The organism is Paenibacillus sp. (assembly GCF_035645235.1).
In the GTDB taxonomy this organism is placed as follows: Bacteria; Bacillota; Bacilli; order Paenibacillales; family YIM-B00363; genus Paenibacillus_AE.
This window is the reverse complement of record NZ_DASQMZ010000128.1, coordinates 21,339-35,506: the sequence shown is the minus strand read 5'-3', so window position 1 is coordinate 35,506 and position 14,168 is coordinate 21,339. Positions and strand designations below refer to the sequence as shown.

The following is a 14,168-nucleotide window of genomic DNA, read 5'->3' as shown; positions in this document are numbered from 1 at the left end:
GGTCACCACCTTCTCATTATCTTACCATACGTATGAAAAAGAGGCATCCGACAAAGGTTTCCCTTCGTCATCAGCCCCCTAAATGAGTCCGTTTATTTGCTCAAGTAACTTCTCGGGTTTTTCTCGACGCCGTTCACGATGATTTCGAAATGAAGATGAACGCCCGTCGACCGTCCCGTGCTGCCCATAACGCCGATCTTGTCGCCTTTCTCCACGATGTCGCCCTTCTTCACGCTGATCTTGCTCAGATGGGCGTACAGCGTCTCGTAGCCGTTCTTATGATCGATGATAACGACATTGCCGTAATCGCTTTTCCAGCCGGCGAACGTTACCTTGCCGGTATCCGACGCCATGATCGTCTTGTTCTTCGACGTAATGTCGATGCCCTTGTGCTGGCGTCCCCAACGTTTCCCGTAGTTGCTCGACACGTTCGCCGATGCGACAGGCCAAACGAACTTGCCGGTACCCTCGCCGAGCACGACCTTCGTGCCGCGCTTCACGACGGCCGGAATCGGTTCCTCTACGATCACCTCGTCGGTGACTTTCTCGTCCATCAGAAGACCGTTCACCTTCGTCAGCACGTAGGTAATTTCCTTGACGCCCTTCCGGCCTTCGCGGATCGTCTTCGATTGCCCCTTGCGCATCGAAGCGTCTTCCTCGTAGATCGTCTCGTACTGTACGGCGATCGTCTCGGTGACTCGCTCTACGGACTCGATCGTGACGGCCGGCTGCAGCATCGTCAGGTCGAGCACGTCGCCCGGGCGGATCAGATCTCTTTCGACCAAGTCTTTATTGTCCTGGTTCTTCGAGTAGATCAGCTCGATCGGCACGCCTAGCTTCTGCGCGATGCCTCCCGGCGTATCGCCTTCTTGCACGATGTATTGCGTCGGCTTCGTATCGCCCTGAATGAGCATATCGAGAACTTCCTGCTCATCCATGACGTCGTTCGGCTGAATTTCCCGCTTCAGCAGCTCGACCGGCTCGACGATGCGCGTCGACAGCAGCTCCGGCGTCCCTTCCGCGATGACGTCGTCGTCTCGGGACGAGACGGGCTCGGCCGATAACACCGTCAAGCCGTCGGGCGCCTCGACGGAGGAGAACGTCTCCTTGACCCGTTCCAAGATACGATTCGCCGTCGCTTCGTCCTTGACGACCGCAACCGCCTTGCCGTTCACGACCACTTCGACGCCTACGGCCTTCGCTTCGATCGCGGCTTTCAGCGCCTCCGCCGTCTCCGGATCCTCCGCTTCGCCCTTAAACACCGTCTCCTTCTCGAGGCGGACGCCGTCGGCGTCGACCTCCCAGGACACTTCGGGGTGAAGCCGCTGCATCTCCTCGAGCTCCTCGACGATCGCCCACTTCACGACGTCCGGCGAGCTGACCTCGCCGATCCTCGTATCGTCGACGTACACTTCATACACGTCTTGCATGTTTGCACTTACATACGCGTTGCCCGCGTAGGCCAAGCTTACTACGAAAACTGCCGCTCCAACCGTTCCCGCTACATGGATTTTATATGTATAAAGCCATTGCTTCGTATCGCGATATCCGTCTTTCGTCCGCCACTTCAGCTTCGTGTATAGGCCTTTAGACTTGAAGTTCAGCAGCGCGTCCTTCAGCTTCTCCGAAGCCCGTTCGAACGGAAGTCTTCCTCTGAACTGGGTCATGCTCGCCTCCTTCACGCTCGTCAGTAACCAAGCTGTTTTCATAAAATTTCAAGAAAACGATGAAAAGCCATGAAAACGGTCAAAAACTGCGCTTTCCTTTACTTTACCATAGCAAATTCCGGTGAGGCAACTTTTTTCGCTTATTCTCGCGGTTTTGCAACGATTTTGCGAACAAAACGTGAAAACGGCGCCCCCCGTACGGGGAGCGCCGTCCATGGCTGCTCGGATTATTTTTGTAAAATATTGATTAACTTTTCGAATTCTTCTTCGCTCAAATATTGTTGCAAGATCGCCGAAGCTTGCTCGAGCTCCTCCGCATGTAACCCGTCCTCGAGCAGCGCCGAAATTTCCTGCACCTCTTCCGGCGGCAATTTCGTTACGAGCATCGCGAAGATTTCCATGCGATCCGCGTCCGAGATGCTGTCCTTCTTTGCGTTCAGCTCCTCCATCGAGAAGTACAGCTCTTCCTCCGACTGGGTCGCTTGTCCCATGACCGGCAGCGCATTGCTCGGCACCGGATATTCGTCCTCCGGCGCGGGCGTGTCCGCTGGCGTCGACGACGTTCCGGCCCCCGTTTCCGACTCCGCCCCCGTCTCACCGGAAGCCTCTGCCGCCGCCTCCGCTTGCGCCGAGCGCGCATTCGGCCGATCGCCGCCCGCGAAGGAGGAGAGCACATCCTCGAAGCGAACGGACGTTGCCGCATCCGCCGCGCCGTACGCGCTAAGCAGCTGTTGAAGGTAGGCGTTCACGACGGCCCACGTCGTCGCGAGGGATACCCCGGTCACGATCGCCGCCGCGAGAATCGTCTTCGTCAGCCAAAACACTATTTTCATCAACGCGTATTCCTCCGTCCGTAGAAAGCTCCCTAACAGTATGCACGATGGGGGAAGTTTCTAAAACAGAACGCGCCCCCGGATCTGCGTATCGATTCGGGGGCGCTCGGAATTATGCGTATACGGGCCGGACCAGGTGCGTCTGCTCGCGATTGCGGCCGACGGAGAAGATCGAAATCGGAATGCCGGTCAGCTGCGAGACGCGTTCGACGTAATGGCGCGCGTTCGTCGGCAGCTCGTCGAGCGAGCGGACGCCGGAGACGTCCTCCGACCAACCCGGCAGCTCCTCATAGACGGCTTCGCATTCGGCGAGCATCTGCAGGTTCGACGGGTAATAGTCGATTAATTCGCCTTTGTGCTTGTAAGCCGTGCAAATTTTAACCGTCTCGAGTCCGGTCAGCACGTCGATGGAGTTCAGCGACAAGCCTGTAATGCCGCTCACCCGGCGCGCATGGCGCACGACGACGCTGTCGAACCATCCGACGCGGCGCGGGCGGCCCGTGACCGTGCCGTATTCATGGCCGGTTTCGCGAATCATGGCGCCGATGTCGTCGTGCAGCTCCGTCGGGAACGGGCCGTCGCCGACTCGCGTCGTATATGCCTTCGCCACGCCGATGATTTGGTGAATCTTCGTCGGGCCGACGCCCGAGCCGATGCATACCCCGCCGGCGGACGGATTCGACGACGTGACGAACGGATACGTGCCGTGATCGATGTCGAGCATGACGCCTTGCGCGCCTTCGAACAAGACGCGGCGGCCCGCGTCGATCGCGTCGTTCAGCACGATCGACGTGTCCGTCACGTACGGGCGCAGCTGATCGGCATACGACAAGTACTCGCGCAAGATCGGCTCCACCTCGAGCCCTTGGGCGCCGTACACCTGCTCGATCAAGCGGTTCTTATCTTCCATGATGCGGCGCAGCTTGCGCTCGAACTCCTCGGCGTACATCAAATCCGTAATCCGAATGCCGCTGCGCGCCGCTTTATCCATATACGCCGGGCCGATGCCCTTGCGCGTCGTTCCGATCTTGTCGGCGCCCTTGCGCTCCTCCTCGAGGCCGTCCAGGAGCAGATGGTACGGCATGATCAAGTGCGCGCGGTCGCTGATCTTCAGGTTTTTCGTCGAGAAGCCGTTGTCGTGAATGTACTGAATTTCCTCAAGCAGCGCCTTCGGGTTGAGCACCATCCCGTTGCCGATGACGCAAAGCTTCTCGTGATAGAAAATCCCCGACGGAATCATGGTCAGCTTATATTTATGGTTTTTGATCATGATCGTATGGCCCGCGTTGTTGCCGCCTTGATAACGGGCTACGACCTCTGCGGTTTCCGCAAGATAATCGGTAATTTTTCCTTTGCCCTCGTCTCCCCATTGCGTGCCTACCACAACGACCGTCGACATGAGCGTTCCCCCTCTTGGGTCCAATTTCAAAAGCATTCTTAGTGTAACAATCCGGCGGAACCGAAGTCAATGAAAAATCCGAACGTTTTCGAAGCGCGCTTCGAAAATATTCGGATCGATCTCGATGGAACCTACCATTAGATTGCCGCGGGGAGGGCATCGCTATGCGATTTGTCCAGCGACACGAATTTATTGAAGTTTTTCAAGAAGACGAGCTCGACGGTGCCGACCGGCCCGTTCCGCTGCTTCGCGATGATGATTTCGATAATATTTTTCTTTTCCGATTCCTTGTCGTAATAATCGTCGCGGTACAAGAACGCGACGATGTCGGCGTCCTGCTCGATCGAGCCCGATTCCCGAAGGTCGGACATCATCGGCCGCTTGTCCTGACGCTGCTCGACGCCCCGGCTCAGCTGCGAGAGGGCGATGACCGGCACTTCGAGCTCCCGCGCGATCTGCTTGAGCGTCCGGGAAATTTCGGATACTTCCTGCTGGCGGTTCTCTCCGGCCTTGCCGCGGCCCGCGATCAGCTGCAAGTAGTCGATCAGGATCATGCCGAGGCCCTTCTCTTTCTTCAGGCGCCGGCACTTGGCCCGGATGTCGGCGACCGTGATCGCCGGCGTATCGTCGATGTAGATTTCCGCCTCGGACAACGTTCCGATCGCCATCGTCAGCTTCTCCCAATCGTCGCCCTCGAGCGTACCGGTCCGGATGCGGCCGGCGTCGACGTTCGCCTCCGCGCATATAATCCGCTGCACGAGCTGCGCGGCCGACATCTCGAGCGAGAATATCGCTACCGTCTCCTTCGCGCGAACGGCGACGTTCTGCGCGACGTTCAGGGCGAAAGCGGTCTTTCCCACGGACGGACGGGCGGCCACGATGATAAGATCGCTGCGCTGGAAGCCGGACGTCATCTTATCGAGGTCGGGAAAGCCCGAAGGAATGCCGGTCGTCGTGCCGCGCTGATTGTACAGCGACTCGACGCGCTCGAATACTTCCATCAGCACTTCCTTGATCGAAATAAAGCCGGTGCTCGACTTGCGGTTCGCAATTTCTAGAATGCGCATCTCCGCTTCGCTGAGCAGCGCCCCCACGTCGTCGGCGCCCGCGTACCCGTTCGTGGCGATTTCCGTCGCGGTACGAATCAATCTTCGCAGCATGGACTTCTCTTCTACGATCTTGGCGTAATACGTGACGTTCGCGGCCGTCGGGACGGAGCTGGCCAGCTCCGTTAAGTATTGAATGCCGCCGATTTCGCCGAGTTGCTGCTTCGCTTGAAGCCGAGTCGTCAACGTAATGAGATCGATCGGCTCGTTGTCGCCGTTGAGCTCCACCATCGCTTCGAAGATGTATTGATGCGCCTGCCGATAAAAATCCTCCGCCTTCAGCGTCTCCATCACCGTAATGATCGCGACGCTGTCGAGCAGCACGGCGCCCAACACCGCCTGCTCCGCTTCTACGTTTTGCGGAGGGATGCGATCGAACACCGGCCGCTCCCCGAAGCCGCCCCCGTTCCCGTTTCCGTACCCGTTCCCGTTCATCGGCGTTTAACTTCCTTCCTTGACTTGCACCTTTAACGTCGCGGTAACCTCCGGATGCAGCTTCACCGGCACCTGCGTTACGCCGAGCGTCCGAATCGGCTCGTCCATGACGATTTTCCGCTTGTCCAGTTTTACGTTCATCTTCTCGAGCGCTTCGGCGACTTGCTTGTTCGTAATGGACCCGAACAGACGCCCGCCTTCTCCTGCCTTCGACGTCAGCACGACCGTCATCTCTTCCAGCTTCTTGCCGAGCTGCTGCGCGTCGATCTTTTCTTGCTCCTTACGGCGAAGTTCCGCTTGCTTTTGGTTTTCGAGCGTCTTCACATTGCCTTCCGACGCAGGCTTCGCCAGTCCGCGCGGAATCAGAAAGTTCGAGGCGTAACCCTCGGATACCTCCTTGATTTCGCCCTTCTTCCCTTGCGACTTCACATCCTGCAAGAAGATTACCTTCATTCCAAGAGCCCCTCCTTGTCTTCGTAGCTATTCAGTAATGCGAGCAATCTCGCTTCCGCTTCTTGAATCGTGCCTTCCAGCTGCGTCGCCGCGTTCGTCAGGTGGCCGCCGCCTCCCAGCTTCTCCATAACGAGCTGCACGTTCACTTGCCCCATGCTGCGGGCGCTGATGCCGATCAGACCGTCCGGCCGCTCGCAGACGACGAACGATGCCACGATGCCCTGCATGTTCAGCAGCGTATCGGCGACCTGCGCGATCAGCAGCTGCGGATAGCGCTGTCCCGGCTGCGTGACCGCGACGGCGAAATGCTTATGCACGATGCGCGCGTGCCGGATAATATCCGCCTTCATGAGGTAGCCGGGCAGATCGTCCTTCAACAGCCGCTGGATTAACGCGGCGTCCGCGCCGTTGCGCCTCAAGTACGAAGCCGCCTCGAACGTCCGGGAGCCGGTGCGCACCGAGAAGCTCTTCGTATCCGTCACGATACCCGCCAGCATCGCGGTCGCCTCCAGCACGCCCAACGCCAGCCCTTCGTGCACATATTGCAGCAGCTCCGTCACCAGCTCGCACGTCGACGACGCGTACGGCTCCATGTAGACGAGCGTCGCTTCGCTGATGAATTCCTCCCCGCGCCGATGGTGATCGACCACGACGAGCCGTTTCGTCAGCCCGAGCAGCTTCGGCTCGGCCACGAGCGACGCTTTATGCGTATCGACGACGACCGCGAGCGTCTTCGACGTGATGAGATGCGACGCGTCCTCCGGCGTGACGAATTTCGACGTCAGCTCCTCGTCCTCGTAGATCATCTCCATCAACCGGTGAATCGACGGATTGACGCCTTCCAGCACGATATAGGCCGGCTTGCCGAACGCATCGGCCGCCTTCAGCATGCCGATCGCCGCGCCCAGCGCATCCATGTCCGGAATTTTATGCCCCATCACGACGACCTTGTCGCTTTCCTTGATCAAATCGCGCAGCGCGTGCGAGATGACGCGGGCCCGAACGCGGGTGCGCTTCTCCACCGCGTTCGACTTGCCTCCGTAGAAGCTGACCCGGTCGCCTACCTTCACGGCCACTTGATCGCCCCCTCGGCCGAGGGCGATATCGAGGCTCGTCTGCGCGAGCTGCCCGAGGTCCACCAGCGCCGCAGCGCCGCCGGCCACCCCGATGCTGATCGTCATCGGCAGCTTCAGATGCGCCGTAGCGTCCTTCACCTCGTCCAGCACGTCGAAGCGGCTTTGCTCCAGGCTGGCAAGCTCCTTCTGGCTAAGCAGCAGGAAGAATCGGTCCGAGGCCGTCCGCCGCATATAGAGACGGTTGCGAACGGCCCACTCGTTCAACACCGTCGTTACCGTCGCCAGCGTCAAACTTCTGGATTGGTCGTCCATGCCCTGCGTCGCTTCGTCTACGTTATCCAGGACGAGGAGCCCGAACGCGATCCGTTCTTCCTCGTACTTCTTCAAGAGGTTCGCGTAAACCGTAATATCGGTAAAGTAAATCAAACGCTCTTCCGGACGAATCCGCGCTTGGAACGTTCGCTTGCTGAAGGACAACTCGATCGTCGCTTCTTTGTCCTTCGCGGACTTCAGCGCCGGCCAGAGCGCATGCACCGACTCGCCCACGATCGACTCCCGTTCCATCGCCTTCGCGATATATCCGTTATGCCACTCCACTTGCCGGTCTTCTCCGTACAGGACGATGCCGATCGGCATTTCGCTGATGACGTCGCTCGACGCCTTCTTGACGCGATGCGAGATCGTCGAGATGTACGCGTTCATCTCTTCGCGCGTACGGCGTTCCGCGGCGACGGCGAACGCCGCGCCGGCCGCGCTGACGATCAACGCGAGCGTGCCGGCGATCCACGAGAAGCCGAAGAGCGCAAGCGACAGCGCGAGCGTCAACGCCAGCGGCACCGTCGTGTGCGGACTCGCCCAACGGGTGTGCAGCCACTTCGGCATGAACCCCGTCCTCCTCCCCGTACGTTAGGATTTGCGACGGAACCGATCCCGGATCGGAAACGCCGTGTCGAAGACGCCGAGCAAACTGAACGGCATCGTCAATGGATTCAAGAGCACGACGGCAATCAATCCGACCCACGGAATCCATTTCTTTCGCTTCTCGTGTCCGAGGAAAAACAGGAACGACAGCCCCTGAACGACGAACGCGAACATAAAGAGCGGCACGAGGTTGACGACGACCGTCGACAGGAACGATTCCCGGTCGACGGGCACGAACAGCTCCGCGAACAAGGCGATCAAATAGTACCACACGAAAGATCGCGGCAACCGCCAGTCCCGCACGGGCGGAAGCGATGGAATCGAAAGTCCCTTCGTCCGATTGGCGATGCGTCGCGATACGGTGTGCGTAATCGCCGTGAGCAGCGTGGACGACGCGATGAGGATGAGCGGAATCAACATAACGTATAGATCAATAAACCCTTGCATCGTCTCTTCCGTGATCATCTCCCGCGCGGAATCGACCATGAACCGGTCGACCGTCTCGCGCGTGCTCGCCGCGATTTCCGACGTTAAGTTGAAGCCCAGCATCGTAGCCACGAGAATAAGGATCAGGTACATCGCCAAATACCCGACGACGCCTGCCGTGATGGCTGCCCGGGCGGTCTTTCTTCTTCGGTACGCTTCGCCGAGCACGATGCCCGGCACGAGCGTCATGAGCGCCATCGCCAGGAAGAGGAACGCCATCGCGCCGTATATCGCCGCGCCGACGATCATCGTCCCCGCCGCGATGCCCGCAAACCATCTTCGATCCGTCTTCACGTAAAGAAGAACGGCCGGAACGGACGCGAACCAGAGCGTGAGGAAGACGAAGCCCGTGCCGAGCGACAGCTGGACCAGGAGCAGCGCCGCGCCCCAAATCAACGCTTGCTTCCCGTATGAGATTTTTTCAGACTCGGACAACAAGGTCACCTACCATCCAGATGTCGTTCCAAGGAAGACAAGTCGCCGTACCATTCTTCCAGCTGGTGATTGTCTCGCTTATGCGTCTTCAGCTTCTCCAGGACCGTCTCGTCAAGCTCCCTATAGCCGACGCCCATGCGCCGCGCCAATAAATAAGAAGAGACGATCAAGCTCGCGAGCCCGTCGACGATCTTCGCTTGGCGCCCTTCCCACAAGCCGCGAAACAGCTGCGCCATCTCTTCCAGCATCTCGGTTTTCAACCATTCGATGATTTTCGCCTTGCGGGCGACGTCCATCTCTTTGCCGTTCGTCATGCTCCTGCTCCTTACGACCGGCCCAACCTGCGGCCGCTTATGAATGACATTATACCACAAATCGTCGCGCGATAAGTTCGATTCGCGACCGTTTCCCGAGACGAACAGGAAAAAGGCCGTCCCCAGTCGCATCGACTGCCGGAACGGCCCGTTCGCTTGTTGCTTATTCCGTCGTGTAAGGGATCAGCGCCATCTGGCGCGAACGCTTGATCGCAACGGTCAGTGCGCGCTGGTATTTCGCGGAAGTACCGGTTACGCGCCGCGGCAAAATTTTGCCGCGCTCGCTGATGAACTTCTTCAGCAAGTCGACGTCTTTATAGTCGATGTGCTTGATCTTGTTCACCGTGAAGAAGCATACCTTCCGGCGCTTGCCGCCGCGCTTGCCGCGGCCGCCGAATTTGCGCTCGCCGCGCTCCGGGCGGTCGCCGCGTTCCGGACGCTCTTGTTGCTCTGCCATGGTTCATAACTCCTTTCTTTCGGAAAATGATATGGTTCGATCGGTTGCACTCCGTCGTTAGAACGGCAAATCGTCGTCCGAGATGTCGACCGGCTTGCCGTCGTCGATGAACGGGTCGAAATTGCCGCCACCGCCGCCGCGTTGTCCGCCGCCTCCGCCGGATCGACCGCCTCCGCCTTGGAAGCCGCCGCCACCGCCGCCGCCTTGATAGCCGCCTCCGCCGCCCCCGCCTTGCGGTCCGCCCTCTTCGCCATCGCGATTCGGACGCTCCAGGAATCGGACGTTATCCGCAACGACTTCCGTAACGTAGACGCGCTTGCCTTCGTTATTTTCGTAGTTGCGCACCTGCATCCGCCCTTCGACGGCTGCCAGCCGGCCCTTGCGCAAATAGTTCGCGCACGTCTCCGCAAGCTGCCGCCAGACGACGACCGGAATGAAGTCCGCTTCCCGTTCGCCGCCCTGGCTGGAAAACGGCCGGTCGACGGCCAGCGTGAACTGAGCGACGGCGACGCCCGCAGGCGTATACCGCAGCTCCGGATCCTTCGTCAAACGGCCGATCAATATGACGCGGTTCAGCAAAGCAATCCCTCCTGCAACGGGTGATTACGCCTATAAGGCGCTTTACGCTACGTCTTGTACGATCATGAAGCGGACGATTTCGTCGGTAATCCGCAGCACGCGATCCAGTTCCTTGACGGTTTCGGGCGTGGCGTTGAAGTTCACCAACACGTAGATTCCGTCGCGGTTCTTGTTGATCTCGTACGCAAGACGGCGCTTGCCCATTACGTTGGTCTTCGTAACTTCTCCGCCGTTATTGATAATGCCCTGGAATTTCTCCACGATCGCCTGAACGGCCGGCTCCTCCAAGTCGGAGCGGACAATATACATAATTTCGTACTTGCGCATTCGATTTTCACCTCCTTGTGGTCTATGGCCCCGTTCGAGACGGAGCAAGGAGCGAGAGCTATGAACTCACACTAAACTCTAATATACCAAAATAGAATGACCGGGGCAAGCGCACATTCCCGCGCAGCAATGCCACATACCGGAAAACATGAATCATGCGCGGCTGGATACCCTAAAGACGGGGGTGATGAGCGATGGCGCAAGCGACAAGATTTCATGCCGGCGACCATGCGCCGAACAACGGCGTATACGTGGAAACGGGAAAGAACGACCACCATATGGGCATTCAAAATCCGAAGCGAATCGAGCTGAAGAAAGGCGACAAGCTGCCGGAAACGTCGAACGACGACCGCGTGTGGGTGCTCGAAAGCAAGCATCATACCGTCCATTAATGAAAAAGAAGCACGGTCCGGCGATCCGGTCCGTGCTTCTTTCTTCATAAGGCCAATTCGTTCGCTTTTTAAAATCCGGAGCAAACGTGAGCGAGCCACCCGGCCAACGCGCCAAGCGCGTAAAAAAACGATTCCCACCAGGGCCCCCACTTCGCAGCCGGCACCGAGTCCGCCCGTTCCATGCTCGACTCCTCCCGACGTCGGCGGTTTCGCCGTTGCTACCACATCGTATTCGCGTCTGCCGGGAGAAGTGAATGATTACCGGTCCTTGATCGCCAGCTCTTGCTGGACGCCATAGGAGTTGTGCGCTTCGCTGTGCTTCAGAACCTCTTTCGCGAAGTCCGGATTGTGCGCATACTTATTGCCTTTATTCTCTTTGAACTTCTTCTTCGGCATGTCGCTCACCTCCCTATGCTATAGGGTGCGTACGCGTACATGCCCCTATACAACCCTTAACTTGGGGAAGCCGGGGTTCGCGTGAACAACAAAAAAGCCGGTGCAGCTGCACCGGCCGATTCGTTATGTATGGCGGAGAGAGTGGGATTCGAACCCACGCACGCCTCGCGACGCCTAGTTGATTTCGAGTCAACCCCCTTGGGCCTCTTGGGTATCTCTCCGTTTCGCGACGACAAGCATTATCATACCACAGCCTGGCCGCTTGCGCAACACCCTTCCAACAACTTACTCCTCCGCCGTCTTCCCCTCGCTTTTCGGCGCCGCGATCAACACTTTCTTGAATCGCTTTTCGAACTTCGCGCGCGGCACCAATACGCTGTGCTGGCAGCCTCTGCATTTAATGCGGATGTCCATCCCCATCCGGATGATTTCCATTTCGTTCGTTCCGCACGGATGCGGCTTCTTCATCATCACGACGTCGCCAAGGTCGAACGTCTTCGCTTCCGCCATTCCCGTCTCCCCCGTCTACTCCGATCTCGTGAACGTAACGAGCCGCGGATACGGAATTTCGATTCCCTCCGCGTCCAACGCTTTCTTGATCGCCGCGTTCAATTGCCTTCCCGCGCCGAAATGCGTCATCGGCTTGCACTCGAACGTAACCCGAATCACGACCTCGGACGCGCCGAGCGTCTGCACGCCGAGCACATCCGGCTCTTTCGTCATGTTCTCGTTGGCTTCGTACACCTCAAGCGCCGTCCGCTTGATGACCTCCGTCGCCTTCTCGATATCCGATTCGTACGCGATGGAAACATCGACGACCCCGACCGAGATGTTCGTCGAGAAGTTCGTCACTTGCGTAATCGCGCCGTTCGGAATGATGTGCACCTCGCCCGTCCAGCTCTTAATGCGCGTCACGCGAAGTCCGATCTCTTCGACCGTGCCTTGGAAATTCCCCGTCTTGATGACGTCCCCCACGGCGAACTGATCCTCGAAAATGATAAAGAACCCGGTAATAACGTCCTTCACGAGACTTTGCGCCCCGAAGCCGATCGCAAGGCCCATGACGCCCGCGCCCGCGAGCAGCGGCGCCAGATCGACGCCGACTTCCGACAAAATGAGCATAATGACGATAAAATTGACCGTATAAGAGACGACGTTGTTCACAAGCCGCCCGATCGTCTGAGCTCGCCTCGGATCGAATTTTACCGGCCCGCGCTGCTCGGCCTTCTGCTCGATCACCATATGCGTAATCGCCCGTCCCGCGACGCCTACGACGATACGTCCGACGATAAAGTAAATCAATATTTTCGTTAGCACCCAAACGATCGTAAGCCAAACCGCGGGATCCATCAGGAATCCGTATACGCTCTGCACCCAAACGTCAGGCTGAAAGTCGCCCATTTGCGCCCCCCTTTCTAGAACTCAATCGTATCATACCCTTCGCCGCTTTTTAAGTACACGCCGCGAATCTCGACGCGTTCCTCGCGCAGGATGTCGACGACTCGAGGCAAATCTTCGCCCCCGAAGCCGATCGATAACGCGCAGCCTGCGGTAATTTCCTTCGGCGTCGGCATCGTATCGATATCGATCCCCGCATACTCCAGCAGCATCTCCGTCCGAATCGCCTGCTGCGTCGAATCGAAAGCGATCACGTACTGCGTTTGCATCGCTCCGCCCCCTCATGGACAACGAATCTATCGAAAAATCTATGAGCCCGTCCCTTCCGGCGTATAAAAAGGCTCCTCCATCCGTATACTGTTACTACTACAAACATGTCATGCGATAGGCGGGAATGCTATGAACTTCTCTATCGGTTCCTTTTCGTTTCTCAAGAAGACGCCGCCCCCCGCGGCCCCTCTGAAACTGCCTTACACCGACCCGGACGCCGTAGGGCAGCTGTGCGACCGATTGCGTCATACGTTCGCCGCCGTGCCGGCTTACCGCCCGATCGTCGTCGTCTGCGTCGGCACCGATCGTTCGACGGGAGATGCGTTAGGGCCGCTTGTCGGCAGTTCCTTACATAAGCATTCCGATCTGCCGGTTTACGGCACTTTGGACGAGCCGGTACACGCCGTCAATCTCGTCGAAAGACTGGAACAAATCCACGACGCTCACCGCAATCCGTACATCGTGGCGATCGACGCCTGCCTGGGGCAGCTGTCCAGCGTCGGCTGCATCCAAGCCGGCGACGGCCCCGTCAAGCCGGGCGCCGGCGTCAACAAGGAGCTCCCCCCGGTCGGCGACTACCACGTCACGGGCATCGTGAACGTCGGCGGATTTATGGAATATTTCGTATTGCAAAATACTCGATTGTCGCTCGTCGTCAATATGGCCGACGTCATTGCAGAGTCGATCCGGCTTGCCGCGGAAGAACGTTATTCCGCGATTAAGCCTTCGGCTTTGCTTGAATGATCGCTTCCTTCTCCTCGGGCGTCAGCGGGTAGCCTGACGTCCCTGCTTCCAGCGGCTTTGCATAGACGCGGCTTTCGTCGCGGCTGTGCAAAGCGCTGATGACGACGCCGTCCTTCCGCTCGTCGACGAACGCGACCGAGAAGCTCAAGTCGCTGCCGCGCTCGCCGAACGGGTTGTACCGAACGACGCCGACGTTCGTCTTCCAACGCTCCGCGCGCGCCTCGACGACGCCGATGCGTTGCGCGTTGCTTTCGGTTTGCGCCGTCAGCCCCTCTACACGCTCATGCAGCTTCTTCATGACCGACTCCAAATCCGGGACGCCGGTATCCTTCACGAAAGCGTTCAGGCGCTTCCGCAATTTGCCGATCCGCAGCAATGCCGCGATCCAAAGCACGAATAATAGCGCGATCAATACGACGCCGCCGGACAGCCAAGCTTCCAGCGGCACTTCAAACACGACGATGTCCCCCATGACGAACC

General features: G+C 58.5%; 18 protein-coding genes and 1 tRNA gene. 2 read left to right on the top strand and 17 right to left on the bottom strand.

Annotation, left to right across the window (positions count from 1 at the left end; genetic code table 11):
- Positions 1 to 92: 92 nt before the first annotated feature.
- The 11 genes from VEZ38_RS12480 to rpsF form a co-directional block, all read right to left on the bottom strand.
- On the bottom strand, positions 93 to 1,667 hold the full coding sequence (locus VEZ38_RS12480) for a peptidoglycan DD-metalloendopeptidase family protein (RefSeq protein ID WP_324893821.1): 1,575 nt from the start codon (positions 1,665 to 1,667) through the stop codon (positions 93 to 95).
- Between the two features lie 227 nt (positions 1,668 to 1,894).
- Entirely contained in the window at positions 1,895 to 2,500 is a 606-nt protein-coding gene (locus VEZ38_RS12475) for a hypothetical protein (RefSeq protein WP_324893819.1), read from the bottom strand.
- Between the two features lie 112 nt (positions 2,501 to 2,612).
- Positions 2,613 to 3,899: an adenylosuccinate synthase gene (locus tag VEZ38_RS12470; RefSeq protein WP_324893817.1), complete on the bottom strand. Its 1,287-nt coding sequence runs from the start codon at positions 3,897 to 3,899 to the stop codon at positions 2,613 to 2,615.
- Between the two features lie 137 nt (positions 3,900 to 4,036).
- A complete protein-coding gene (dnaB, locus tag VEZ38_RS12465; RefSeq protein WP_324893815.1) occupies positions 4,037 to 5,440 on the bottom strand; it encodes a replicative DNA helicase in 1,404 nt (467 codons plus the stop codon).
- A 6-nt stretch (positions 5,441 to 5,446) separates the two neighbouring features.
- The gene (gene rplI, locus VEZ38_RS12460; RefSeq protein ID WP_324893813.1) at positions 5,447 to 5,893 is read right to left on the bottom strand and encodes a 50S ribosomal protein L9; all 447 of its coding nucleotides are present in this window, start codon (positions 5,891 to 5,893) and stop codon (positions 5,447 to 5,449) included.
- Positions 5,890 to 7,851 carry a DHH family phosphoesterase gene (locus tag VEZ38_RS12455; RefSeq protein ID WP_324893811.1) on the bottom strand — a complete coding sequence of 654 codons (1,962 nt, stop codon included), beginning with the start codon at positions 7,849 to 7,851 and terminating at the stop codon, positions 5,890 to 5,892. The genes rplI and VEZ38_RS12455 overlap by 4 nt, the downstream gene beginning before the upstream one ends.
- Before the next feature lie 24 nt (positions 7,852 to 7,875).
- Positions 7,876 to 8,772: a YybS family protein gene (locus tag VEZ38_RS12450; protein WP_324893809.1), complete on the bottom strand. Its 897-nt coding sequence runs from the start codon at positions 8,770 to 8,772 to the stop codon at positions 7,876 to 7,878.
- Between the two features lie 44 nt (positions 8,773 to 8,816).
- A complete protein-coding gene (locus VEZ38_RS12445; protein ID WP_324893807.1) occupies positions 8,817 to 9,125 on the bottom strand; it encodes a MazG-like family protein in 309 nt (102 codons plus the stop codon).
- Positions 9,126 to 9,288: 163 nt separating this feature from the next.
- Positions 9,289 to 9,582, bottom strand: coding sequence for a 30S ribosomal protein S18 (gene rpsR / locus VEZ38_RS12440; protein ID WP_324893805.1), 294 nt, complete (start codon positions 9,580 to 9,582; stop codon positions 9,289 to 9,291).
- 57 nt (positions 9,583 to 9,639) lie between these two features.
- Positions 9,640 to 10,161 carry a single-stranded DNA-binding protein gene (gene ssb, locus VEZ38_RS12435; RefSeq protein ID WP_324893803.1) on the bottom strand — a complete coding sequence of 174 codons (522 nt, stop codon included), beginning with the start codon at positions 10,159 to 10,161 and terminating at the stop codon, positions 9,640 to 9,642.
- A 42-nt stretch (positions 10,162 to 10,203) separates the two neighbouring features.
- A complete protein-coding gene (gene rpsF / locus VEZ38_RS12430) occupies positions 10,204 to 10,488 on the bottom strand; it encodes a 30S ribosomal protein S6 (RefSeq protein WP_324893801.1) in 285 nt (94 codons plus the stop codon).
- Positions 10,489 to 10,682: 194 nt separating this feature from the next.
- On the opposite strand from rpsF, the gene VEZ38_RS12425 reads away from it, so the two are divergent.
- Positions 10,683 to 10,880: a YjzC family protein gene (locus VEZ38_RS12425; protein ID WP_324893799.1), complete on the top strand. Its 198-nt coding sequence runs from the start codon at positions 10,683 to 10,685 to the stop codon at positions 10,878 to 10,880.
- A gap of 258 nt (positions 10,881 to 11,138) precedes the next feature.
- On the opposite strand, the gene VEZ38_RS12420 is transcribed toward VEZ38_RS12425, so the two are convergent.
- The 5 genes from VEZ38_RS12420 to VEZ38_RS12400 all read right to left on the bottom strand — a co-directional run bounded on the left by VEZ38_RS12420 (position 11,139) and on the right by VEZ38_RS12400 (position 12,943).
- The gene (locus VEZ38_RS12420; protein ID WP_324893797.1) at positions 11,139 to 11,276 is read right to left on the bottom strand and encodes a hypothetical protein; all 138 of its coding nucleotides are present in this window, start codon (positions 11,274 to 11,276) and stop codon (positions 11,139 to 11,141) included.
- Between the two features lie 130 nt (positions 11,277 to 11,406).
- Positions 11,407 to 11,497, bottom strand: a tRNA-Ser gene (locus VEZ38_RS12415).
- Between the two features lie 64 nt (positions 11,498 to 11,561).
- A complete protein-coding gene (locus VEZ38_RS12410; protein ID WP_324893795.1) occupies positions 11,562 to 11,786 on the bottom strand; it encodes a DUF951 domain-containing protein in 225 nt (74 codons plus the stop codon).
- Between the two features lie 15 nt (positions 11,787 to 11,801).
- Positions 11,802 to 12,677 (bottom strand): mechanosensitive ion channel family protein, encoded by an 876-nt coding sequence (locus tag VEZ38_RS12405; RefSeq protein WP_324893793.1) that lies wholly within the window; start codon positions 12,675 to 12,677, stop codon positions 11,802 to 11,804.
- Positions 12,678 to 12,691: 14 nt separating this feature from the next.
- Positions 12,692 to 12,943: a DUF3343 domain-containing protein gene (locus VEZ38_RS12400; protein WP_324893791.1), complete on the bottom strand. Its 252-nt coding sequence runs from the start codon at positions 12,941 to 12,943 to the stop codon at positions 12,692 to 12,694.
- 130 nt (positions 12,944 to 13,073) lie between these two features.
- On the opposite strand from VEZ38_RS12400, the gene yyaC reads away from it, so the two are divergent.
- Entirely contained in the window at positions 13,074 to 13,688 is a 615-nt protein-coding gene (yyaC, locus tag VEZ38_RS12395) for a spore protease YyaC (RefSeq protein WP_324893789.1), read from the top strand.
- Here the strand turns inward: yyaC and VEZ38_RS12390 are convergent.
- The gene (locus VEZ38_RS12390) at positions 13,663 to 14,160 is read right to left on the bottom strand and encodes a DUF4446 family protein (RefSeq protein WP_324893787.1); all 498 of its coding nucleotides are present in this window, start codon (positions 14,158 to 14,160) and stop codon (positions 13,663 to 13,665) included. The genes yyaC and VEZ38_RS12390 overlap by 26 nt on opposite strands.
- Positions 14,161 to 14,168 lie beyond the last annotated feature (8 nt).

Coding starts and splice junctions, on each gene's coding strand:
- VEZ38_RS12480 (WP_324893821.1), bottom strand. CDS start 1,667: ATGACCCAGTTCAGAGGAAGACTTCCGTTCGAACGGGCTTCGGAGAAG.
- yyaC (WP_324893789.1), top strand. CDS start 13,074: ATGAACTTCTCTATCGGTTCCTTTTCGTTTCTCAAGAAGACGCCGCCC.
- VEZ38_RS12390 (WP_324893787.1), bottom strand. CDS start 14,160: ATGGGGGACATCGTCGTGTTTGAAGTGCCGCTGGAAGCTTGGCTGTCC.
- rplI (WP_324893813.1), bottom strand. CDS start 5,893: ATGAAGGTAATCTTCTTGCAGGATGTGAAGTCGCAAGGGAAGAAGGGC.
- VEZ38_RS12420 (WP_324893797.1), bottom strand. CDS start 11,276: ATGCCGAAGAAGAAGTTCAAAGAGAATAAAGGCAATAAGTATGCGCAC.
- VEZ38_RS12400 (WP_324893791.1), bottom strand. CDS start 12,943: ATGCAAACGCAGTACGTGATCGCTTTCGATTCGACGCAGCAGGCGATT.
- VEZ38_RS12475 (WP_324893819.1), bottom strand. CDS start 2,500: ATGAAAATAGTGTTTTGGCTGACGAAGACGATTCTCGCGGCGGCGATC.
- rpsR (WP_324893805.1), bottom strand. CDS start 9,582: ATGGCAGAGCAACAAGAGCGTCCGGAACGCGGCGACCGCCCGGAGCGC.
- VEZ38_RS12410 (WP_324893795.1), bottom strand. CDS start 11,786: ATGGCGGAAGCGAAGACGTTCGACCTTGGCGACGTCGTGATGATGAAG.
- dnaB (WP_324893815.1), bottom strand. CDS start 5,440: ATGAACGGGAACGGGTACGGAAACGGGAACGGGGGCGGCTTCGGGGAG.
- VEZ38_RS12425 (WP_324893799.1), top strand. CDS start 10,683: ATGGCGCAAGCGACAAGATTTCATGCCGGCGACCATGCGCCGAACAAC.
- VEZ38_RS12470 (WP_324893817.1), bottom strand. CDS start 3,899: ATGTCGACGGTCGTTGTGGTAGGCACGCAATGGGGAGACGAGGGCAAA.
- VEZ38_RS12445 (WP_324893807.1), bottom strand. CDS start 9,125: ATGACGAACGGCAAAGAGATGGACGTCGCCCGCAAGGCGAAAATCATC.
- rpsF (WP_324893801.1), bottom strand. CDS start 10,488: ATGCGCAAGTACGAAATTATGTATATTGTCCGCTCCGACTTGGAGGAG.
- VEZ38_RS12455 (WP_324893811.1), bottom strand. CDS start 7,851: ATGCCGAAGTGGCTGCACACCCGTTGGGCGAGTCCGCACACGACGGTG.
- VEZ38_RS12405 (WP_324893793.1), bottom strand. CDS start 12,677: ATGGGCGACTTTCAGCCTGACGTTTGGGTGCAGAGCGTATACGGATTC.